Source organism: Pseudomonas sp. GW821-FHT09E12, assembly GCF_059416085.1.
Genome location: NZ_JBWKOM010000006.1, coordinates 108,621 through 129,594, shown reverse-complemented (window position 1 = coordinate 129,594; position 20,974 = coordinate 108,621). Strand labels below are relative to the sequence as shown.

General features: G+C 61.2%; 21 protein-coding genes. 14 read left to right on the top strand and 7 right to left on the bottom strand.

Annotation, left to right across the window (positions count from 1 at the left end; translation table 11 throughout):
• Positions 1–53: 53 nt before the first annotated feature.
• Positions 54–962: a flagellar protein MotY gene (locus AC07PQ_RS18830; RefSeq protein WP_493186128.1), complete on the bottom strand. Its 909-nt coding sequence runs from the start codon at positions 960–962 to the stop codon at positions 54–56.
• A gap of 156 nt (positions 963–1,118) precedes the next feature.
• On the opposite strand from AC07PQ_RS18830, the gene pyrC reads away from it, so the two are divergent.
• Positions 1,119–2,165, top strand: coding sequence for a dihydroorotase (gene pyrC / locus AC07PQ_RS18825; protein WP_493186129.1), 1,047 nt, complete (start codon positions 1,119–1,121; stop codon positions 2,163–2,165).
• On the top strand, positions 2,162–2,836 hold the full coding sequence (rnt, locus tag AC07PQ_RS18820; protein ID WP_007922434.1) for a ribonuclease T: 675 nt from the start codon (positions 2,162–2,164) through the stop codon (positions 2,834–2,836). Before pyrC ends, rnt begins: the two co-directional genes overlap by 4 nt.
• A 70-nt stretch (positions 2,837–2,906) precedes the next feature.
• Here rnt and AC07PQ_RS18815 read toward each other — a convergent pair whose 3' ends face one another.
• A complete protein-coding gene (locus AC07PQ_RS18815) occupies positions 2,907–3,509 on the bottom strand; it encodes a peroxiredoxin (protein WP_007922432.1) in 603 nt (200 codons plus the stop codon).
• A gap of 326 nt (positions 3,510–3,835) precedes the next feature.
• Between AC07PQ_RS18815 and AC07PQ_RS18810 the strand changes: the two genes are divergently transcribed.
• The gene (locus AC07PQ_RS18810) at positions 3,836–4,054 is read left to right on the top strand and encodes a bacterioferritin-associated ferredoxin (protein WP_007922430.1); all 219 of its coding nucleotides are present in this window, start codon (positions 3,836–3,838) and stop codon (positions 4,052–4,054) included.
• A gap of 201 nt (positions 4,055–4,255) precedes the next feature.
• Positions 4,256–4,729, top strand: a complete 474-nt coding sequence (gene bfr, locus AC07PQ_RS18805; protein WP_007922427.1) for a bacterioferritin — start codon at positions 4,256–4,258, stop codon at positions 4,727–4,729.
• A 130-nt stretch (positions 4,730–4,859) separates the two neighbouring features.
• On the opposite strand, the gene grxD is transcribed toward bfr, so the two are convergent.
• From grxD to plzR, 3 genes are all read right to left on the bottom strand, one after another.
• On the bottom strand, positions 4,860–5,198 hold the full coding sequence (gene grxD, locus AC07PQ_RS18800) for a Grx4 family monothiol glutaredoxin (RefSeq protein WP_007922425.1): 339 nt from the start codon (positions 5,196–5,198) through the stop codon (positions 4,860–4,862).
• Between the two features lie 96 nt (positions 5,199–5,294).
• The gene (locus AC07PQ_RS18795; protein WP_007922424.1) at positions 5,295–7,403 is read right to left on the bottom strand and encodes a molybdopterin oxidoreductase family protein; all 2,109 of its coding nucleotides are present in this window, start codon (positions 7,401–7,403) and stop codon (positions 5,295–5,297) included.
• A gap of 126 nt (positions 7,404–7,529) precedes the next feature.
• A complete protein-coding gene (gene plzR / locus AC07PQ_RS18790) occupies positions 7,530–7,823 on the bottom strand; it encodes a PlzR type 4 pili assembly inhibitor (RefSeq protein WP_277589502.1) in 294 nt (97 codons plus the stop codon).
• A gap of 507 nt (positions 7,824–8,330) precedes the next feature.
• Here plzR and argF point away from each other — a divergent pair.
• Positions 8,331–9,251 (top strand): ornithine carbamoyltransferase, encoded by a 921-nt coding sequence (gene argF, locus AC07PQ_RS18785; RefSeq protein ID WP_009045370.1) that lies wholly within the window; start codon positions 8,331–8,333, stop codon positions 9,249–9,251.
• Entirely contained in the window at positions 9,248–10,357 is a 1,110-nt protein-coding gene (locus AC07PQ_RS18780; RefSeq protein ID WP_007922418.1) for an ABC transporter ATP-binding protein, read from the top strand. Before argF ends, AC07PQ_RS18780 begins: the two co-directional genes overlap by 4 nt.
• 43 nt (positions 10,358–10,400) lie before the next feature.
• Here the strand turns inward: AC07PQ_RS18780 and AC07PQ_RS18775 are convergent, their stop codons facing one another.
• Both AC07PQ_RS18775 and ybaK read right to left on the bottom strand, forming a co-directional pair.
• A complete protein-coding gene (locus tag AC07PQ_RS18775; protein WP_493186130.1) occupies positions 10,401–11,183 on the bottom strand; it encodes a PhzF family phenazine biosynthesis protein in 783 nt (260 codons plus the stop codon).
• Positions 11,184–11,299: 116 nt separating this feature from the next.
• Complete coding sequence (gene ybaK / locus AC07PQ_RS18770) at positions 11,300–11,770, bottom strand: Cys-tRNA(Pro) deacylase (protein WP_007922416.1); 471 nt, start codon at positions 11,768–11,770, stop codon at positions 11,300–11,302.
• 374 nt (positions 11,771–12,144) lie between these two features.
• Here ybaK and AC07PQ_RS18765 point away from each other — a divergent pair, with 374 nt between their 5' ends.
• The 8 genes from AC07PQ_RS18765 (at position 12,145) to AC07PQ_RS18730 (ending at position 20,952) form a co-directional block, all read left to right on the top strand.
• Positions 12,145–12,996 carry an MIP/aquaporin family protein gene (locus tag AC07PQ_RS18765; RefSeq protein WP_007922415.1) on the top strand — a complete coding sequence of 284 codons (852 nt, stop codon included), beginning with the start codon at positions 12,145–12,147 and terminating at the stop codon, positions 12,994–12,996.
• Between the two features lie 78 nt (positions 12,997–13,074).
• A complete protein-coding gene (gene glpK, locus AC07PQ_RS18760) occupies positions 13,075–14,580 on the top strand; it encodes a glycerol kinase GlpK (RefSeq protein WP_009045375.1) in 1,506 nt (501 codons plus the stop codon).
• A gap of 95 nt (positions 14,581–14,675) precedes the next feature.
• Positions 14,676–15,431 carry a DeoR/GlpR family transcriptional regulator gene (locus AC07PQ_RS18755; protein WP_007922413.1) on the top strand — a complete coding sequence of 252 codons (756 nt, stop codon included), beginning with the start codon at positions 14,676–14,678 and terminating at the stop codon, positions 15,429–15,431.
• 294 nt (positions 15,432–15,725) lie between these two features.
• A complete protein-coding gene (gene glpD / locus AC07PQ_RS18750) occupies positions 15,726–17,264 on the top strand; it encodes a glycerol-3-phosphate dehydrogenase (protein ID WP_493186131.1) in 1,539 nt (512 codons plus the stop codon).
• Positions 17,265–17,699: 435 nt separating this feature from the next.
• The gene (locus AC07PQ_RS18745) at positions 17,700–18,614 is read left to right on the top strand and encodes a glutamate/aspartate ABC transporter substrate-binding protein (protein WP_007927135.1); all 915 of its coding nucleotides are present in this window, start codon (positions 17,700–17,702) and stop codon (positions 18,612–18,614) included.
• A 189-nt stretch (positions 18,615–18,803) separates the two neighbouring features.
• On the top strand, positions 18,804–19,550 hold the full coding sequence (locus AC07PQ_RS18740) for an amino acid ABC transporter permease (protein ID WP_007927137.1): 747 nt from the start codon (positions 18,804–18,806) through the stop codon (positions 19,548–19,550).
• Positions 19,550–20,221: an amino acid ABC transporter permease gene (locus AC07PQ_RS18735; protein WP_007927139.1), complete on the top strand. Its 672-nt coding sequence runs from the start codon at positions 19,550–19,552 to the stop codon at positions 20,219–20,221. Before AC07PQ_RS18740 ends, AC07PQ_RS18735 begins: the two co-directional genes overlap by 1 nt.
• The gene (locus tag AC07PQ_RS18730; RefSeq protein WP_007927141.1) at positions 20,218–20,952 is read left to right on the top strand and encodes an amino acid ABC transporter ATP-binding protein; all 735 of its coding nucleotides are present in this window, start codon (positions 20,218–20,220) and stop codon (positions 20,950–20,952) included. Before AC07PQ_RS18735 ends, AC07PQ_RS18730 begins: the two co-directional genes overlap by 4 nt.
• Positions 20,953–20,974: the final 22 nt, after the last annotated feature.

Genomic DNA, 20,974 nt, shown 5'->3' with positions numbered 1-20,974 from the left:
CAGCTTATGACGACGAAGCGACAGATTATGTCGAGCGGGCGACGACAGCCGTTTCAGGAAGTCGCCGCGGCGTTGGCGGGAGCAGCGGCCTGGGGTGCCGGTTTCTCTGCGACCGGGACACGCTGCAGCTGTACGTTGACCCGACGATTCTTCGCCCGGTTCGCCGCGTTGGTGTTGGGCGCCAACGGATAGCGCTCGCCGTGGAAACGCATCTCGATCTGCGATTCGGGAATGCCGCTGGCCTTGAAGAACTCCATCACCGCCAGCGCCCGGCGGCGCGACAGGTCACGGTTGGTCAAGCGGTTTCCGCTGTTGTCCGAGTGGCCGTCGAGCTGGATGTGATTGACCGTCGGATCGGCCTTGAGAAACTCGAGCATCACCTGCAGCCTGGCCTTGGCTTTGGCGTCCAGGTCGATGCCGCCCCCGGGGAAGCCGACCTCGGATTGCCTGACCTGATCGAAATTCTTCGGCAACAACTTGGCGACACAGCGTTGATAGTCGCCATACGCCTTGCTGAACTTGACCGGCAACAAGCGCACCTCGGACACCCCGCCCTCGCGGGAGTAGTGGCGAACCACCGGGCTGCGCCCATCCATCAATCCACCGATCAGTCGCCCAGCCTGCAGTTGCGAACTGTTGAACAGCACATCGCCATTGCCGAGCCGCACCGACCCCAGGTTGATGTCGCCCCGTCCCGGCTGCCACGGCGCCGCCGCCGCCAGCAGCGTGGCCGAACCGCCAGCGAGCATCGGGTTGTAGGCCTTGAGGCGGAAGGTCGCCTGCTCGCCGGCGCGACGCACGAACTCCCCGGAACCGAAATCGGTGATCGGCTGGCTCAGACGGCACTCGAATTTATCGCCTTCGACCGTCCACTCAATGCTCTCCAGGCGAGTCTGGAAAGTCAGCGCCATCGCGGGAAGACTGGCGAACACACTGAGCAAGGCTAGATAACGCTGGCGCACGGGAGGCTCCACTGACTTGTACATCACGAAAATCGAAATGCCTGTTTACGGCATACCTTCGGGATATCGGAAGCTTCACGCAAAACTTGATAGCGAGTGCCTGGAAGAGTCTTTTCCGGTAGCATTCACTGGAGTTTGACCCGCCTGGAATCCCCAATGTCCGACCGCCTGACCCTGCTGCGTCCCGACGACTGGCATATTCATCTTCGCGATGGTGCCGTGTTGACCAATACTGTCGCGGATGTCGCGCGCACCTTTGGCCGCGCCATCATCATGCCTAACCTGGTACCTCCGGTGCGCAACGCCGCTGAAGCCGACGCCTATCGCCAGCGCATTCTCGCTGCGCGGCCGGCCGGCAGCCGCTTCGAGCCGCTGATGGTGCTCTACCTTACCGATCGCACCCAGCCCGAAGAAGTTCGCGCGGCCAAGGCCAGTGGTTTCGTCCATGCCGCCAAGCTCTACCCGGCCGGTGCGACCACCAATTCGGACTCGGGCGTCACCAGCATCGACAAGATCTTCCCGGCGCTGGAGGCCATGGCCGAAGCCGGCCTGCCGCTGCTGATCCACGGTGAAGTCACCCGCGGTGAAGTCGACGTGTTCGACCGCGAGAAGCTGTTCATCGACGAGCACATGCGCCGTGTCGTCGAACGCTTCCCGACGCTCAAAGTGGTGTTCGAACACATCACCACCCGTGACGCCGTGCAGTTCGTCAACGAGGCCTCGGCCAACGTTGGCGCGACCATCACCGCCCATCACCTGCTGTACAACCGCAACCACATGCTGGTTGGCGGCATTCGCCCGCACTTCTATTGCCTGCCGATTCTCAAGCGCAACGTGCACCAGGAAGCGCTGCTCGACGCCGCCGCCAGCGGCAGCCAGAAGTTCTTCCTCGGCACTGACTCCGCGCCCCACGCCCAGCATGCCAAAGAAGCGGCCTGCGGCTGTGCCGGCTGCTACACCGCCTATGCCGCGATCGAGTTGTACGCCGAAGCCTTCGAACAGCGCAACGCGCTGGACAAGCTGGAAACCTTTGCCAGCCTCAACGGCCCACGCTTCTATGGCCTGCCGGCCAACACCGATCGCATCACCCTGGTTCGTGAAGAATGGGCCGCCCCTGCCAGCCTGCCTTTCGGCGAGCTGACCGTCATCCCGCTGCGCGCCGGTGAAAAACTGCGCTGGCGCCTGCTGGAGGAACACGCGTGAGTGAAGACCATTTCGACGACGAGCAGGACGGTCATAACGGTGGTGGCTCGCGTCATCCAATGGCGGCACGCTTTCGTGGTTACCTGCCGGTAGTCGTCGACGTTGAAACCGGTGGTTTCAACTCGGCCACCGACGCCTTGCTGGAAATTGCCGCGACCATCATCGGCATGGACGAAAAGGGCTTCGTGTTCCCCGAACACACCCTGTTTTTCCGCGTAGAGCCTTTCGAAGGCGCCAACATCGAAGCCGCGGCGCTGGAGTTCACCGGGATCAAGCTCGACCATCCTCTGCGCATGGCCGTCAGTGAAGAAACCGCGCTGAACGATATTTTCCGCAGCGTGCGCAAGGCGCTGAAGGCCAATGGCTGCAAGCGCGCGATCCTGGTCGGGCACAACAGCAGCTTCGACCTGGGCTTCCTCAACGCGGCTGTCGCGCGCCTGGACATGAAACGCAACCCGTTTCATCCGTTCTCCAGCTTCGACACCGCGACGCTTGCCGGCCTGGCTTATGGCCAAACCGTGCTGGCCAAGGCGTGCCAGGCTGCCGATATCGACTTCGATGGCCGTGAGGCGCATTCCGCCCGCTACGACACCGAGAAGACTGCCGACCTGTTCTGCGGCATCGTCAATCGCTGGAAGGAAATGGGCGGCTGGCAAGATTTCAACGACTGATACTGCCGCTGAACGACCGCGCATAAAAAAACCGGCCCTGGGGCCGGTTTTTTTATGCGTGAAGCGCGGCTTACAGCTTGCCGGCGTTCTCGCTCAGGTAAGCAGCAACGCCTTCTGGCGAAGCAGTCATACCCTTGTCGCCTTTCTTCCAGTTGGCCGGGCAGACTTCGCCGTGCTCCTCGTGGAACTGCAGAGCGTCGACCAGACGGATCAGCTCTTCCATGTTACGGCCCAGCGGCAGGTCGTTGACGATCTGCGAACGAACGACACCTTTGTCGTCGATCAGGAACGCGCCACGGAAAGCCACGCCGCCTTCGGACTCAACGTCGTAGGCCTTGGCGATGTCGTGCTTCATGTCGGCAGCCATGATGTACTGGACCTGACCGATGCCACCGGCATTGATCGGGGTATTGCGCCAGGCGTTGTGGGTGAAGTGCGAGTCGATCGAAACCGCGATCACTTCAACGTTGCGTGCCTTGAAGTCAGCCATGCGGTGGTCCAGGGCGATCAGCTCGGACGGGCAGACGAAGGTGAAGTCCAGCGGGTAGAAGAACACCAGGCCGTATTTGCCTTTGATGGCCGAGGACAGGGTGAAGCTGTCGACGATTTCGCCATTGCCGAGAACGGCGGGAACGGTGAAGTCAGGGGCTTGTTTGCCTACGAGTACGCTCATTGGATATCTCCTGGTGTGATCGAATGAAGAATGAGACCCAGCCCAGTTTGCCGCCGCCAAGCGACAGCCCTGTGACTCGATCCCGCTTCGTAAGGACCGCACATCATACACCGCGTTTTTGAGCTGTCCTTAGTGGTTTTTCCATCTCCCGGATTCAGGCCGCAAAAAAGTCGCCCTGCTGGACAGCTCGTCACCCGTGCTAGAAAAAACCGTTCGTCTGCCAGATACGCATCTGGCAAAAAGCCCCAGGAAACCACTTTGACAATCATTCTCGTTAACATTAAGATCCATCGCATTGAGCCATAACCAGCGACGGTTCTCACCCTATGTATGTCTGCCTCTGCACTGGCGTCACCGACGGACAAATCCGCGATGCAATCTACGACGGTTGCTGCAGCTATCGTGAAGTACGCCAAGCGACCGGCGTGGCTAGTCAATGTGGCAAATGTGCCTGCCTCGCCAAGCAGGTGGTACGTGAAACCCTGACCGAACTGCAAAGCAGCCAGCCAGCGATTCCTTACCCAGTAGAATTTAATGTTGCGTAATTAACGCCATTTAAAAGAGCCGGACTTCGTGTCCGGCTTTTTTATGTCTGTAATTCAATCGCTTAGCATCAAAACGCGGAACACAAACATTCTTATTCCGATTAATTTTCATATATTATTCAATAACTTAGGTTTGACACTAATCATCGTGCGGCTCAGACTCTGCCTTATATACCGCTAATTACAGGGCAGGACCCCATCATGAAAGGCGACGTCACAGTCATCCAGCATCTCAACAAGATCCTTGCCAATGAACTGGTCGCGATCAATCAGTACTTCCTGCACGCACGCATGTATGAAGACTGGGGCCTGAACAAGCTGGGCAAGCACGAATACCACGAGTCCATCGACGAGATGAAGCATGCGGACAAGCTGATCAAGCGCATCCTCTTCCTCGAAGGCCTGCCGAACGTCCAGGACCTGGGCAAGCTGCACATCGGCGAACACACCAAGGAAATGCTCGAGTGCGACCTGCGCATCGAGCGTACCGGCCATGCCGACCTGAAAGCCGCCATCGCCCATTGCGAATCGGTCGGCGACTTCGGTAGCCGCGAGCTGCTGGAAGACATCCTGGAATCGGAAGAAGAACATATCGACTGGCTGGAAACCCAACTGGGCCTGATCGATAAAGTCGGCCTGGAGAACTACCTGCAATCGCAGATGGGCGACGAGTAATTCCTCCCAAGCAAAAGCTTCACCCCATAAAAAAGCCCCGCCTCTCTTCACGAGGGCGGGGCTTTTTAATTGCGTGGATAAATCCACACAACCCTACAGGAGCGAACTTGTCGCTCCTGTAGGGGGCAAATCAGGCTTCGGTCTTGGCAGCGGCTTTTTCAGCGGCGGCCTTGATCAGGGTCTGCAACTCACCATTGGCGAACATCTCAGCCATGATGTCGCTGCCGCCGACCAGTTCGCCGGCTACCCACAGTTGCGGGAAAGTAGGCCAGTTGGCGTATTTAGGCAGGTTGGCGCGGATTTCCGGGTTCTGCAGGATGTCCACGTAAGCGAACTTCTCACCACACCCCATCACGGCCTGAGCGGCTTTCGCGGAAAAGCCACACTGCGGGGCATTCGGCGAGCCTTTCATGTAAAGCAGAATGGTGTTGTTGGCAATCTGCTCTTTAATAGTTTCGATGATATCCATGGAGCACCTCGGCTGAACTTTCCGACTCTGTTGTCGACACGGTGGCGCATTGTAACGGAAAGCCGAGCGCCATGCTCGGCCTCTCCGACAGACTCCTCAGGCCGCCTCCACCGTCACCGGCACACCATTGAGCGCCGCATTGCCCGATAACTCGTCCAGCTGACGCTCGTCGGTCAGGTCATTGGCACTCGACCCGGGTTGGGCCATGGCGATGCTCATCTGCACCCCCGGCCGACCATGCCCCCAGCCATGGGGCAGGCTGACCACCCCGGGCATCATCTCGCTGCTGGCAAGGACTTCCACCTCGATCGCCCCGACCCGCGAACTGACCCGCACGCGCTGTCCGTCAGTCAGCCCTCGCCGGGCCAGATCATCGGGATTCATCAGCAACTGGTGCCGTGGCTTGCCCTTCACCAACCGATGGTAGTTGTGCATCCACGAATTATTACTGCGTACATGGCGCCGACCGATCATCACCAGCTCATCGGCTGCCGGGGCCTGCAACGCGGCAAAGCGCTCGAGGTCCGCCATGATCGCCGCGGGAGCGGCCTGTACCCGACGGTTCTCGGTTTTCAGGCGCGCTGCCAGGTTGGGCTTGAGTGGCCCCAGGTCGATCCCGTGGGGGTGGTCGGCCAGCGTCGCCACCGACAGATTGAACCCGGACGCCTCGCCATACCGCCCCGCTCGTAGCCCCCTGTCGATCATCTGTGCCGGCGGCACGGTCGGCTTGAGCTCCTTGCCGGTCCGCGCGGCGAAGGCCCTGGCCAGGCCGACGAAGATTTCCCAGTCATGCAGCGCGCCTTCCGGCTTGGGCAGGATCGCCCGGTTGAAGCGGCTGACATTGCGCACCGCGAACATATTGAACGTGGTGTCGTAGTGATCGTTCTCCAGGGCCGAGGTCGATGGCAGGATCAGGTCCGCATAACGGGTGGTTTCGTTGATGTACAGGTCGATACTGAGCATGAACTCCAGGCCCTCCAGCGCCTGCTCCAACTGCCGTCCATTGGGAGTGGAGAGCACCGGATTACCGGCCACCGTGATCAGCGCCCGTACCTGCCCTTCGCCTGCGGTCAACATTTCTTCGGCCAGGGCCGAGACCGGCAGTTCGCCGCCATATTCAGGGCGTCCGGAAACCCGGCTTTGCCAGGCATTGAAGTGCCCGCCCGAAGTCGCTGCCACCAGATCCACCGCCGGCTCGGTGCACAGAGCGCCGCCGACCCGGTCGAGGTTACCGGTCACCAGGTTGAGCAGTTGCACCAGCCAATGGCAGAGGGTACCGAACGACTGGGTGGACACACCCATCCGGCCATAACACACCGCCCTGTCCGCTGCGGCGAAGTCGCGCGCCAACTGGCGAATCTGCTGCGCCGGCACCGAACACAAAGGACTCATGGCTTCGGCACTGAAACGGGAAATGGCCTCACGCACCTCGGTCAGGCCGTCCACCAGCAGATGGCTGTCACGCGTCAGCCCCTGCGCGAAAATCGTATGCAGCATGCCGAACAGCAGCGCCACATCCCCCCCGGGACGGACAAACACATGCTGGTCGGCCATGACCGCCGTCTCGCTGCGCCGTGGGTCGACCACTACTACTTTGCCGCCTCGCGCCTGGATCGCCTTCAGGCGCTTCTCCACGTCCGGCACGGTCATGATGCTGCCGTTGGACGCCAGCGGGTTGCCGCCCAGGATCAGCATGAAATCGGTGTTATCGATATCCGGGATCGGCAGCAGCAACCCATGGCCATACATCAGGTAGCTGCTCAAGTGCTGCGGTAATTGGTCCACCGAGGTGGCGGAAAAGCGGTTCTGGGTTTTCAGCAGGCCGAGGAAATAGTTGCTGTGGGTCATCAACCCATAATTGTGCACGCTGGGATTGCCCTGATAGACCGCCACCGCATGGTTGCCGTGCCGCTCCTGGATCGCCGCCAGGCGCTCGGCCACCAGCGTGAAGGCCTCGTCCCACTCGATCGCCTGCCAATCGCCACCGACCCTGCGCATGGGCTGGCGCAGCCGATCCGGGTCGTTCTGGATGTCCTGCAGCGCCACCGCCTTGGGGCAGATATGGCCGCGGCTGAAACTGTCCTGGGCATCGCCCTTGATCGAGGTGATCTGCGGGCCGGCGCCGTCGACTTCGGTGGTTTCGATGGTCAAGCCGCAGATGGCTTCACACAGGTGGCAGGCACGGTGATGGAGAGTCTTGGTCATGGCCAGTCTCTATTTTATTCGGGGCGGCCAGCGTCAGGCCGCGGGAACAAAACTATGGTGCCAGACCGGCATCAGCACCAGAGACGTTCATCCTGTGAATCGGCAAGCATCAAGCCAGCCGATGACTCAGTTGGAGGGCAGCCTCGGTGGATCGTCCTGCCGGGCGATCGGCGTCATGCCGTCCATCGGCGCCTCACCGTCCTGCACCCCGCTGAATTCGGCAAGCAGCCGCCAATGCTCATCGAGATTGCTGCTGATGGTCAGCATGCGCTCGATCATCTGTCGCGCGGCGTTACGCGTGGTGCTGTCCTCGCTGCGTAGCAACTCGAAGGACATCGAGGTGATCGATGCCGTTAGGTCGGTCAGGGTTCGCGTCGTCAACCCCAACAGTGTCTTCAGTTGCTGTTCTTTCGAGTCCATTCCAAGCACTTCCCTGTTGCCGGTGCGCATTTATAACCCCAGCCCTTTGCCTGAGGAAATATTTCTGCCGAGATCCCCTGCCGCGAGCCTTTCCATTTCCCGCCCTGCTCGAAGTGCCCAAGAGCCAGGCAGAGAAAAACCCAGCCCGCGCCAGCCATATGCCTGATAGCGGCATGCGCCACGAGGCGCGTTGCAAAGCGGCCGAGGCGCAGTGTACAAATGCTGCTGCGGACCTATGCAAAGTGGATTGACTCCACATCCGACTGGGCCCATCTGAACATGCTGTAAAACGTCACGAATGGCCCACTTTTTTGGCCCAGGCCACTCGCTGCAAGTGGTGAAAGCCTTAGAAACCAAGCCTGCTATTGGTAAGACGCGACATTTAATTATAAGATCGCGCCTTCCCCTATTTCGTCGCCCCGTGCGGCTTTCGCCGCAGGTCTCGCCCGTTTCTCGATAAAACAAGGCTTTGAGTATCTGCGGTCTGTTGCAAAAAGGTAGTTAATGATGAGCGCAAGGCACTTTCTCTCCCTGATGGATTGCACGCCCGAAGAGCTGGTCAGCGTGATTCGTCGAGGCATCGAGCTGAAGGACCTGCGTAACCGCGGCGTACTCTTCGAGCCCCTGAAAAACCGCGTTCTCGGGATGATTTTCGAGAAGTCGTCTACCCGCACCCGCCTGTCCTTCGAAGCCGGCATGATCCAGCTCGGCGGCCAGGCAATCTTCCTGTCCCCGCGCGACACCCAACTGGGTCGCGGCGAGCCGATCAGCGACTGCGCCATCGTCATGTCGCGCATGCTCGACGCGGTGATGATCCGTACCTTTGCCCATAGCACCCTGACCGAGTTCGCGGCCAACTCCCGCGTACCGGTGATCAACGGCCTGTCCGACGACCTGCACCCGTGCCAGTTGCTGGCCGACATGCAAACCTTCCTCGAACACCGCGGCTCGATCCAGGGCAAAACCGTGGCCTGGATCGGCGACGGCAACAACATGTGCAACAGCTATATAGAAGCGGCGATCCAGTTCGACTTCCAACTGCGCATCGCCTGCCCTGAAGGCTACGACCCCAACCCTGAATTCGTCGCCCGCGCCGGCGACCGGGTGAGCATCGTGCGCGATCCGCAAGACGCGGTGATCGGCGCCCACCTGGTGAGCACCGATGTCTGGACCTCCATGGGCCAGGAAGAAGAAACCGCCCTGCGCCTCAAGCTGTTCGCGCCGTTCCAGGTCAATCGCGCGCTGCTCGACCTGGCCGCCGAAGACGTGCTGTTCATGCACTGCCTGCCCGCCCACCGCGGCGAAGAAATCAGCCTCGACCTGCTGGACGATCCACGCTCCGTGGCGTGGGACCAGGCAGAAAACCGTCTCCACGCACAAAAGGCCCTGCTCGAGTTTCTGGTCGAGCCGGCGTACCACCACGCATGAGCCAGCCATTACTGCTTAACCTGCGCAATCTCGCCTGCGGCTACCAGGACCAACGGGTCGTGCAGAACCTCAACCTGCACCTCAACGCCGGCGATATCGGTTGCCTGCTTGGTTCCTCCGGCTGCGGCAAGACCACCACCCTGCGCGCGATTGCCGGTTTCGAGCCGGTGCACGAAGGTGAAATCCAGCTGGCCGGCGAAACCATCTCCCGCGCCGGCTTCACCCTGGCGCCGGAGCGCCGGCGGATCGGCATGGTGTTCCAGGACTACGCCCTGTTCCCGCACCTGAGCGTGGCGGACAACATTGCCTTCGGCATCCGCAAGCACCCGCAGAAGAACCGGGTGGTCGAGGAACTGCTGGAACTGGTCAACCTGAAGAACCTCGGCAAGCGCTTCCCTCATGAGCTGTCCGGCGGCCAGCAACAGCGCGTCGCACTGGCCCGGGCCCTGGCGCCGGAGCCGCAGTTGCTGCTGCTCGACGAACCCTTTTCCAACCTCGATGGCGAACTGCGGCGCAAGCTCAGTCACGAAGTGCGCGACATCCTCAAGGCGCGGGGCACCAGTGCGATTCTGGTGACCCACGACCAGGAAGAAGCCTTCGCCGTCAGCGATCACGTCGGGGTGTTCAAGGAAGGCCGCCTGGAGCAATGGGACACGCCGTACAACCTCTATCACGAACCGTTGACGCCGTTCGTGGCGAGCTTTATCGGCCAGGGCTATTTCATTCGCGGCCAGCTGGACAGCCCGGAATCGGTGCAAACCGAACTCGGCGTACTGCGCGGCAACCGTGCCTACACCTGGCCGCCCGGCGGCGCGGTGGATGTACTGCTACGCCCGGACGACATCGTTTATGCACCGGACAGCGACCTCAAGGCGCGGATCGTCGGCAAGAGTTTCCAGGGCGCGTCGACCCTGTACCGCCTACAACTGCCGACCGGCAGCCAGCTCGAGTCGATCTTCCCAAGCCATGCCGATCATCTGATAGGCGCTGACGTCGGAATCCGCGTCGCCGCCGAACACCTGGTGCTGTTCCAGGCCTCCGGTAGCACCGCGGCGCAGCTGCCACAGGCTGAATCGGGCGTTCGCCGCTACAGCAGCGCCCACTGATCCAGCGGATACCGCAGGCGCCGCTCAACCGGCGCCTGCGCTTTCAATCCAGGAACAGCTTGCCACTGACCACCAGCGTCGCCTGCCCGCCAATCTTCACCCGCTCCCCTTCCAGCCGACAGAACAACGCCCCTCCGCGCTTCGAGCATTGATAAGCCGTCAGGCTCGTCTTGCCCAGGCGTTCGGCCCAGTACGGAATCAGGGCGCAGTGGGTCGAGCCGGTAACCGGGTCTTCGTTGATGCCAATGGCCGGCGCGAAATAGCGCGAGACAAAATCATGCTGGCTGCCCTGCGCGGTCACGATCGCGCCAGGCCAGGGCAGCTTGGCCAGCGCCGCCATGTCCGGCTGACAGTCGAGCACCGCTTGCTCGGACTCCAGCACCGCGAACAACTCGTTGGCCCCCAGTAACGCCACGACCCTCGTGCCCAAAGCGCACTCCAGTTGCTCGCGGCCATCGATCGCGCGCGGCGTGCGAACCGGGAAATCCAGCCAAAGCTGCGCATCTTCGCGACTGACGCTCAAGGAGCCAGACTGGCAGATGAAGTCGATACGCGGCCCCGGCTCGCCATAAATCTCGAACAGCACGTGGGCGCTGGCGAGGGTGGCATGGCCGCACAAGGCGATTTCGGTGGTCGGGGTAAACCAGCGGATACGCCAGCCTTGAGGCTCGCGCACGACAAAAGCAGTCTCCGCCAGGTTGTGCTCGGCGGCGATGTTCTGCATCAACTCATCGGCCGGCCAGGCCGGCAGTCGATAGACCATCGCCGGGTTGCCGCTGAACGGACGATCGCTGAACGCGTCGACCTGATGAAACTCAAGCTGCATAAACATCTCTCCTTGAACATGCCGCGCAAGCATGAGGCTGCCCGTCCAGGCGCCGACAGCCACAGAGAAAGTTATTTTTTGCCATACAGCGCCGATACTTATCGGCGCACTGGCGGTCAGTCGCGCCCGATATCGGCGAATGCCGCCTGGGTGTGCTCGGCCAGCACGGCGGCCGAGAGTTCGACCTCAAGCCCGCGCCGACCGGCGCTGACGAAGATGCTGGGAAAAGGTTGCGCACTGTTATCGATAAAGGTGCGCAGGCGCTTTTTCTGGCCCAGGGGGCTGATCCCGCCCAGCAGGTAACCGGTCGCTCGCTGCGCCGCAGCCGGGTCGGCCATCTCGGCTTTTTTCACCCCCGCCGCGTGCGCCAGGGCCTTGAGGTCGAGACTTCCGACGACCGGCACCACGGCCACCAGCAATTCGCCCTTTTCACTGCTGGCCAGCAGCGTCTTGAACACCTGCGCCGGGTCGAGGCCGAGCTTCTCCGCCGCCTCCAGACCATAGGAGGCCGCCTTCGGGTCGTGTTCATAACTGTGCACCCGATGTTCGGCGCGAACTTTTTTCAGCAGATCCAGTGCAGGGGTCATGGCAACTCCATAGGCAGGGAAAAGAACACCGGCGATTCTAGGATATCCGCCAGCAAAAGGCTCTATTCCAAGGCCCATACCTCAGTCCCGGCAGCCGCCGGCACCAGGCTGGCCGCGCCTTTTGCGCAAAACCCATGCGCTTCCCGCAGGATCATTCACATGACTGATAGTTATAAAATGACTAATGGTTCACTTTCGACCTTTGACAGTAATGTTTCTTGTCTATATTTTTTCGTTTGCGAATATCATGTGGTAGATCCAACAGCCGTACCCAGCAGTAAGCCGCGTCCAGGATGGGGATCCTGCCGACGGTGAAAATCGCGCTCGGCGCCCTTCACGCCAGTGCCAGACAACAACAAAAACCGAGGTTTTCCATGACAACTGCGTTACAACAACCGTCGCTCTCCGGCCAGTGCATGGCCGAGTTCCTGGGTACAGCCTTGTTGATCTTCTTCGGTACTGGCTGCGTCGCCGCGCTCAAGGTCGCGGGCGCCAGCTTCGGCCTGTGGGAAATCAGCGTCATCTGGGGGATCGGCGTGAGCATGGCGATCTACCTCACCGCCGGCGTTTCCGGCGCGCACCTCAACCCCGCGGTCAGCATCGCGCTGTGCATCTTTGCCGACTTCGAGAAACGCAAACTGCCGTTCTACATCGTCTCCCAGATCGCCGGCGCCTTCTGCGCGGCGCTACTGGTCTACACGCTGTACAGCAACCTGTTCTTCGATTACGAACAAGCCCACCAGATGGTCCGCGGCTCCCAGGCCAGCCTTGAACTGGCGTCGGTATTCTCCACCTATCCCAACCCGGCGCTGTCCACCGCCCAGGCGTTCCTGGTCGAAGTGGTGATTACCGCGATCCTGATGGGCGTGATCATGTCCCTGACCGACGACAACAACGGCTTGCCGCGCGGCCCGATGGCGCCGCTGCTGATCGGCCTGCTGATCGCCGTGATCGGCAGCGCGATGGGGCCGCTGACTGGTTTCGCGATGAACCCGGCACGGGATTTTGGCCCTAAACTGATGACATTCTTCATGGGTTGGGGCGAGGTTTCCTTTACCGGCGGCCGCGACATTCCGTACTTCCTGGTTCCGATCTTCGCGCCGATTATCGGTGCCTGCCTCGGCGCCGTGGCTTACCGCGGGCTGATTGCCCGCCACCTGCCAACCGTCGCCCCTGCTCCAACGGATGCCGAAAAAGCCATTGACGGCAAAGTAAGAACTTCTTGAAACCGGCGGCGCAAGGTCCTGCCCAACCCCGACCTGCGCCTCTTGCCCACTTCCTTATTTTTGTCCAAGGCAATCGACATGACCGACATTCAGAATAAGAACTACATCATTGCCCTCGATCAGGGTACGACCAGCTCGCGCGCGATCATTTTCGATCGCGACGCCAACGTTGTGTGCACCGCCCAGCGCGAATTCGTCCAGCATTACCCGCAAGCCGGCTGGGTCGAACACGACCCGATGGAAATCTTCGCCACCCAGAGCGCGGTGATGGTCGAGGCCCTGGCGCAAGCCGGCCTGCACCATGACCAGGTCGCCGCCATCGGCATCACCAACCAGCGTGAAACCACCGTAGTCTGGGACAAGACCACTGGCCGGCCGATCTACAACGCCATCGTCTGGCAGTGCCGCCGCAGCACCGAAATCTGCCAGCAGCTCAAGCGTGACGGCCTGGAAGAGTACATCCGCGACACCACCGGCCTGGTCACCGACCCGTATTTCTCCGGCACCAAACTGAAGTGGATCCTCGACAACGTCGAAGGCAGCCGCGAACGCGCGCGCAACGGCGAACTGCTGTTCGGCACCGTCGACAGCTGGCTGATCTGGAAATTCACCGGCGGCAAGACCCACGTCACCGACTACACCAACGCCTCGCGCACCATGCTCTTCAACATCCACACCCTGGAGTGGGATGCGAAAATGCTGGAAGTGCTGGATATCCCGCGGGAAATGCTGCCGCAAGTGAAGTCGTCCTCGGAAATCTACGGCCGCACTAAAAGCGGCATCGCCATCGGCGGTATCGCCGGCGACCAGCAGGCCGCGCTGTTCGGCCAGATGTGCGTCGAGCCGGGCCAGGCGAAGAACACCTACGGCACTGGCTGCTTCCTGCTGATGAACACCGGCGACAAGGCGGTCAAGTCCAAGCACGGCATGCTCACCACCATCGCCTGCGGCCCTCGCGGCGAAGTGGCTTACGCCCTCGAAGGCGCGGTGTTCAACGGCGGCTCCACCGTGCAGTGGCTACGGGACGAACTGAAGATCATCAACGACGCCCACGACACCGAATATTTCGCCAGCAAGGTCAAGGACAGCAACGGCGTGTACCTGGTCCCGGCCTTCACCGGCCTGGGCGCTCCGTACTGGGACCCCTACGCCCGTGGCGCGCTGTTCGGCCTGACCCGTGGCGTGCGCGTGGACCACATCATCCGCGCCGCGCTGGAGTCGATCGCCTACCAGACCCGCGACGTCCTCGACGCCATGCAGCAGGACTCCGGCGAGCGCCTCAAGGCCCTGCGCGTGGACGGCGGCGCGGTGGCCAACAACTTCCTCATGCAGTTCCAGGCCGACATCCTCGGCACCCAGGTCGAGCGCCCGCAAATGCGCGAAACCACGGCCCTGGGCGCGGCCTACCTGGCTGGCCTGGCCTGCGGTTTCTGGGGCAGCCTGGAAGAGCTGCGCGGCAAGGCGGTGATCGAGCGCGAGTTCGAACCACAGCTGGCCGAAACCGAGAAGGAAAAGCTCTACGCCGGCTGGAAAAAAGCCGTCAGCCGCACCCGCGACTGGGAACCGCACGAAGGCGCTGAATAAGCCAAGTCGCGGATTCGTATCGGGTTGTAACTGGTCGGGAGTAGATTCCTGCGGCATCATGGGCAAATTTTGCATGGCAGCCCAAAGGAAGCCCCATGAATCTGCCTCCCCGTCAGCAGCAAATCCTCGAGCTGGTCCGCGAACGCGGCTATGTCAGCATCGAGGAAATGGCCCAGCTGTTCGTCGTTACACCGCAAACCATCCGCCGCGATATCAACCAACTGGCGGAAGTGAACCTGTTGCGTCGCTACCATGGCGGCGCAGCCTACGACTCCAGTGTCGAAAACACCGCCTACGCCATGCGCGCCGACCAGATGCGCGATGAGAAACAACGCATCGGCGAAGCCATCGCCGCGCAGATCCCCGATCACGCCTCGCTGTTCATCAATATCGGTACCACCACCGAATCCATTGCCCGGGCGCTGCTCAATCACAGCCACCTGAAGATCATCACCAACAACCTGCACGTGGCTTCCATGCTCAGCGCCAAGGACGACTTCGACGTGCTGCTGACCGGCGGCAACGTGCGTCGCGATGGCGGTGTGGTCGGCCAGGCCAGCGTCGACTTTATCAACCAGTTCAAGGTCGACTTCGCCCTGGTCGGCATCAGCGGTATCGACGAAGACGGCAGCCTGCTGGACTTCGACTACCAGGAAGTGCGGGTGTCCCAAGCGATCATCGCCAATGCCCGGCAGGTGATCCTGGCCGCCGACTCCAGCAAGTTCGGGCGCAATGCCATGATCCGGCTCGGCCCCATCAGCCTGATCGATTGCCTGGTCACCGACCAGCAGCCGGTTCCGGCGCTGACCCAGTTGCTGCAACAGCACAAGATTCGCCTGGAAGTCGTCTGATCCCTCCCCTGTAGCCGCTGCCGCAGGCTGCGATAAGGCCGAAGGCCTTCAGCGAACTGGAGATCCTGCGCCCCCTTCGGGCGCGATCGCAGCCTGCGGCAGCGGCTACAGATCCCCCTTCCGCAAGCCGCGGACACCTCGCGTCCGACAATGTTCGTAAATTTTCCTTTCCCTGCCTTTCGATGAGTTTTTTCAATCGAATCTCGCTGGCTGTCGGCGTGTTTCTGCGCTAGTATTTTCGCAAATGAACATTAATGTTCGATTTCAAATACCAGAAGAACACGAGGCCAGTCGATGCCCACTTCCACCTTGCCCGCGCCCCCTCTCGCCGAGATTTATGACATTGCCGTGATCGGTGGTGGGATCAATGGTGTCGGCATCGCCGCCGATGCCGCCGGGCGTGGCCTGTCCGTGTTCCTTTGCGAAAAAGACGACCTGGCCAGCCATACCTCCTCGGCCAGCAGCAAGCTGATCCACGGCGGCCTGCGCTACCTCGAACATTACGAATTCCGTCTGGTGCGCGAAGCCCTGGCCGAACGCGAAGTGCTGCTGGCCAAGGCCCCGCATATCGTCAAGCCCATGCGTTTCGTCCTGCCGCACCGCCCGCACCTGCGTCCGGCGTGGATGATCCGCGCCGGCCTGTTCCTTTATGACCACTTGGGCAAGCGGGAAAAACTCGCCGGCTCCAAGAGCCTCAAGTTCGGCGCCGACAGCCCGTTGAAAGCCGAGATCACCAAAGGCTTCGAATACTCCGACTGCTGGGTCGACGACGCCCGCCTGGTGGTGTTGAACGCCATGGCCGCCCGCGAAAAAGGCGCCCACGTGCACACCCAGACCCGCTGCATCAGCGCCCGCCGCAGCAAGGGCATGTGGCACCTGCACCTGGAGCGCGCCGACGGCAGCCTGTTCTCGATTCAAGCCAAGGCCCTGGTGAACGCCGCCGGCCCATGGGTCGCCAAGTTCATCAAGGACGACCTGAAGCTGGATTCGCCTTACGGCATCCGCCTGATCCAGGGCAGCCACCTGATCGTGCCGAAGCTGTACGAAGGCGAACATGCGCACATCCTGCAGAACGAAGACCAGCGCATCGTCTTCACCATTCCGTACCTGAACCACTTCACCCTGATCGGCACCACCGACCGCGAGTACACCGGTGACCCGGCGAAGGTAGCGATTACCGAAGGCGAAACCGACTACATCCTGAAAGTGGTCAACGCCCACTTCAAGAAGCAGCTGAGCCGCCAGGACATCGTGCACACCTACTCCGGCGTGCGCCCGCTGTGCAACGACGAATCCGACAACCCGTCGGCCGTGACCCGCGACTACACCCTGGCGCTGTCCGGCAATGCCGACGAAGCGCCGCTGCTGTCGGTGTTCGGCGGCAAGCTGACCACCTACCGCAAGCTGGCCGAATCGGCCATGGCCCAGCTGACACCGTTCTTCAAGGGCATCAAGCCGAGCTGGACCGCCCACTCGACCCTGCCCGGCGGCGAAGACATGACCACCCCGCAGGCACTGGCCGAAGCGATTCGCCAGAAGTTCGACTGGGTACCCAGCGAAATCGCCCGCCGCTGGGCCACCAGCTACGGCAGCCGCACCTGGCGCCTGCTGGAAGGCGTACGCAGCCTGAGCGACCTGGGCGAGCACCTGGGTGGCGGCCTGTACACCCGCGAAGTCGATTACCTGTGCAGCGAAGAATGGGCGGTCAATGCCCAGGACATCCTCTGGCGCCGCAGCAAGCTGGGGCTGTTCACGACCCCGGCAGAGCAGGAAAAACTGCAGCACTACCTGCAGAAGGTCGAGCAGAACCGGGCGAAGATCGAGGCCGCCTGATCGCCCGTCCTATAAAGAAGCCCCCGCGCCACATGGCCCGGGGGCTTTTTCATGGCCGCAGCTTTTGTAGGAGCGAGGCTTGCCCGCGATCCGCGCAACGCGGTGCAACAGGATCAGCGCGGTGATGCCATCGCGGGCAAGCCTCGCTCCTACGGGAATGAGCCCGGCCCTGCTGGGCATTCGGTTTTCCGAACGCGACTTTCGGGTCAATTCGGATAACCGGATAAAGACCGCCGACAATATCCGCCATAAATATTTAATAGCCTTTCAAATCAAGGTCTTGATACGGATCAGCTGGCCTGGCACGACTCATGCTCTACACTCTTCGACGAATGCCTGATGGGCCAACACACATCAGGAGCCGTCAAGGCATTCGCTGTATAAGAGAGCCGTCGAACTGGCTTCATAAAAAAAACAAATGTCGAGGAAATATTGATGCGCATCGTTCCCCATCTGTTGGGCGCAGCCATTGCTGCTGCTCTGATTAGCACTCCAGTGGTCGCCGCCGAACTCACCGGCACGCTGAAGAAAATCAAAGACTCCGGCACCATCACCCTCGGACATCGCGACGCTTCCATTCCGTTCTCCTACATCGCGGATGCATCCGGCGTTCCAGTCGGCTACTCCCACGACATCCAGCTGAAAATCGTCGAAGCCATCAAGAAAGACCTCGACATGCCGGATCTCAAGGTCAAATACAACCTGGTTACCTCGCAGACCCGTATCCCGCTGGTGCAAAACGGCACCGTGGACGTCGAGTGCGGTTCCACCACCAACAACGTCGAGCGTCAGCAGCAGGTCGACTTCTCCGTCGGCATCTTCGAGATCGGCACCCGTCTGCTGTCCAAGAAGGATTCGCCTTACAAGGACTTCGCCGACCTGAAGGGCAAGAACGTCGTGACCACCGCCGGCACCACGTCCGAGCGCATCCTCAAGGCGATGAACGCCGACAAGCAGATGGGCATGAACGTGATCTCGGCCAAGGACCATGGCGAGTCCTTCAACATGCTCGAAGGCGGCCGCGCCGTCGCCTTCATGATGGACGACGCGCTGCTGGCCGGTGAAATGGCCAAGGCCCGCAAACCGACCGACTGGGCCGTGACCGGTACCGCGCAATCCTACGAAATCTACGGCTGCATGGTCCGCAAGGGCGACGCACCGTTCAAGAAGGCCGTGGACGACGCCATCGTCGCCACCTACAAGTCGGGCGAGATCAACAAGATCTACGACAAATGGTTCCAGTCGCCGATTCCACCAAAAGGCCTGAACCTGATGTTCCCGATGAGCGACGAGCTCAAGGCCCTGATCGCCAACCCGACCGACAAAGCGGCTGACGATAAAAAGTCCTGATTCCTGACTAACCTTGTCTCCTGAAAGGGCGCGGCCCTTTCAGGAGCCTGTCACTACCTGCTGGCTTTTTTTGGAAACACTCGAACCGGTGGTTGTCGAGCCGATCGCGTGTGCCTGGGCGTCATCCAGGCGGGAACGGATTTCCCCAAGCGGGTGCTTGTACATCGATCGATCAGAGGGGAGACCCTAATGAATTACAACTGGGACTGGGGCGTGTTCTTCAAGTCCACCGGCGTGGGCAGCGAGACCTATCTCGACTGGTACATCGCGGGCCTGGGCTGGACCATAGCCATCGCCGTGGTGGCCTGGATCGTCGCACTGCTGCTGGGCTCGATCCTGGGCGTCATGCGTACCGTGCCGAACCGCCTGGTGTCGGGCATCGCCACCGTCTACGTGGAGATTTTCCGTAACGTACCGCTGCTGGTTCAGCTGTTCATCTGGTACTTCCTGGTGCCGGACCTGCTGCCGCAAAACCTGCAGGACTGGTACAAGCAGGACCTCAACCCGACCACTTCGGCCTACCTGAGCGTCGTCGTGTGCCTGGGCCTGTTCACCGCCGCCCGTGTCTGCGAACAGGTGCGCACCGGTATCCAGGCGCTGCCACGCGGCCAGGAATCCGCGGCCCGCGCCATGGGCTTCAAGCTGCCGCAGATCTACTGGAACGTGCTGCTGCCCCAGGCCTACCGGATCATCATTCCGCCGCTTACCTCGGAATTCCTCAACGTCTTCAAGAACTCCTCCGTGGCCTCGCTGATCGGCCTGATGGAGTTGCTGGCGCAGACCAAGCAGACCGCCGAATTCTCGGCCAACCTGTTTGAAGCCTTCACCCTGGCCACGCTGATCTACTTCACCCTGAACATGAGCCTGATGCTGCTGATGCGCATGGTCGAGAAGAAAGTCGCAGTGCCCGGCCTGATCTCCGTGGGGGGCAAATAATGGAATTCGATTTCACTGGCGTCGTCCCGGCCATTCCCGGCCTGTGGAACGGCATGCTGATGACCCTCAAGCTGATGGCCCTGGGCGTCGTCGGCGGGATCGTCCTCGGCACCATCCTGGCGCTGATGCGCTTGTCCCACAGCAAGCTGCTGTCGAACATCGCCGGCGTCTACGTCAACTACTTCCGCTCCATCCCGCTGCTGCTGGTGATCACCTGGTTCTACCTGGCGGTCCCCTTCGTGCTGCGCTGGATCACCGGCGAAGACACCCCGATCGGCGCGTTCGGCTCGTGCATCGTGGCCTTCATGATGTTCGAAGCGGCGTACTTCTGCGAAATCGTCCGCGCCGGCGTGCAGTCGATCCCCAAGGGCCAGATGGGCGCCGCCCAGGCACTGGGCATGAGCTATGGCCAGATGATGCGCCTGATCATCCTGCCCCAGGCGTTCCGCAAGATGACCCCGCTGCTGCTGCAGCAGAGCATCATCCTGTTCCAGGACACCTCGCTGGTGTACACCGTGGGCCTGGTGGACTTCCTCAATGCTTCGCGCTCCAGCGGCGACATCATCGGCCGCTCCAATGAGTTCCTGATCGTTGCCGGTCTGGTGTATTTCACAATCAGCTTTGCCGCCTCGCTGCTGGTCAAGCGTCTGCAAAAAAGGTTTGCCGTATGATCTCTATCAAGAACATCAACAAGTGGTATGGGGACTTCCAGGTGCTGACCGATTGCAGCACCGAGGTCAAGAAAGGCGAAGTGATCGTGGTGTGCGGACCGTCCGGCTCCGGCAAATCCACCCTGATCAAATGCGTCAACGCCCTCGAGCCGTTCCAAAAAGGTGACATCGTGGTCGACGGCACCTCCATCGCCGACCCGAAGACCAACCTGCCGAAACTGCGCTCGCGCGTGGGCATGGTGTTCCAGCACTTCGAGCTGTTCCCGCACCTGACCATCACCGAAAACCTGACCATCGCGCAGATCAAGGTGCTGGGCCGCAGCAAGGAAGAAGCCACCAAGAAAGGCCTGCAGTTGCTGGAACGCGTCGGCTTGTCCGCCCACGCCCATAAGCACCCGGGCCAGTTGTCCGGCGGCCAGCAGCAGCGTGTGGCGATCGCCCGCGCGCTGGCGATGGACCCGATCGTCATGCTGTTCGACGAACCGACTTCCGCGCTCGACCCGGAAATGGTCAACGAAGTGCTGGACGTGATGGTGCAACTGGCTCACGAAGGCATGACCATGATGTGCGTGACCCACGAAATGGGCTTCGCCCGCAAGGTTGCGGACCGGGTGATCTTCATGGACGCCGGCAAAATCATCGAAGACTGCCCGAAAGAGGAATTCTTCGGCGACATCAACGCCCGCTCCGAGCGTGCGCAGCATTTCCTCGAGAAAATCCTGCAGCACTAAAGCACAGCCTGTAGCCGCTGCC

Excerpts from the sequence above, each read along its gene's own strand:
- pyrC (WP_493186129.1), top strand. The coding sequence starts at position 1,119 with ATGTCCGACCGCCTGACCCTGCTGCGTCCCGACGACTGGCATATTCAT.
- AC07PQ_RS18815 (WP_007922432.1), bottom strand. The coding sequence starts at position 3,509 with ATGAGCGTACTCGTAGGCAAACAAGCCCCTGACTTCACCGTTCCCGCC.
- AC07PQ_RS18810 (WP_007922430.1), top strand. The coding sequence starts at position 3,836 with ATGTATGTCTGCCTCTGCACTGGCGTCACCGACGGACAAATCCGCGAT.
- bfr (WP_007922427.1), top strand. The coding sequence starts at position 4,256 with ATGAAAGGCGACGTCACAGTCATCCAGCATCTCAACAAGATCCTTGCC.
- grxD (WP_007922425.1), bottom strand. The coding sequence starts at position 5,198 with ATGGATATCATCGAAACTATTAAAGAGCAGATTGCCAACAACACCATT.
- AC07PQ_RS18795 (WP_007922424.1), bottom strand. The coding sequence starts at position 7,403 with ATGACCAAGACTCTCCATCACCGTGCCTGCCACCTGTGTGAAGCCATC.
- plzR (WP_277589502.1), bottom strand. The coding sequence starts at position 7,823 with ATGGACTCGAAAGAACAGCAACTGAAGACACTGTTGGGGTTGACGACG.
- argF (WP_009045370.1), top strand. The coding sequence starts at position 8,331 with ATGAGCGCAAGGCACTTTCTCTCCCTGATGGATTGCACGCCCGAAGAG.
- AC07PQ_RS18780 (WP_007922418.1), top strand. The coding sequence starts at position 9,248 with ATGAGCCAGCCATTACTGCTTAACCTGCGCAATCTCGCCTGCGGCTAC.
- AC07PQ_RS18775 (WP_493186130.1), bottom strand. The coding sequence starts at position 11,183 with ATGCAGCTTGAGTTTCATCAGGTCGACGCGTTCAGCGATCGTCCGTTC.
- ybaK (WP_007922416.1), bottom strand. The coding sequence starts at position 11,770 with ATGACCCCTGCACTGGATCTGCTGAAAAAAGTTCGCGCCGAACATCGG.
- AC07PQ_RS18765 (WP_007922415.1), top strand. The coding sequence starts at position 12,145 with ATGACAACTGCGTTACAACAACCGTCGCTCTCCGGCCAGTGCATGGCC.
- glpK (WP_009045375.1), top strand. The coding sequence starts at position 13,075 with ATGACCGACATTCAGAATAAGAACTACATCATTGCCCTCGATCAGGGT.
- AC07PQ_RS18755 (WP_007922413.1), top strand. The coding sequence starts at position 14,676 with ATGAATCTGCCTCCCCGTCAGCAGCAAATCCTCGAGCTGGTCCGCGAA.
- glpD (WP_493186131.1), top strand. The coding sequence starts at position 15,726 with ATGCCCACTTCCACCTTGCCCGCGCCCCCTCTCGCCGAGATTTATGAC.
- AC07PQ_RS18745 (WP_007927135.1), top strand. The coding sequence starts at position 17,700 with ATGCGCATCGTTCCCCATCTGTTGGGCGCAGCCATTGCTGCTGCTCTG.
- AC07PQ_RS18740 (WP_007927137.1), top strand. The coding sequence starts at position 18,804 with ATGAATTACAACTGGGACTGGGGCGTGTTCTTCAAGTCCACCGGCGTG.
- AC07PQ_RS18735 (WP_007927139.1), top strand. The coding sequence starts at position 19,550 with ATGGAATTCGATTTCACTGGCGTCGTCCCGGCCATTCCCGGCCTGTGG.
- AC07PQ_RS18730 (WP_007927141.1), top strand. The coding sequence starts at position 20,218 with ATGATCTCTATCAAGAACATCAACAAGTGGTATGGGGACTTCCAGGTG.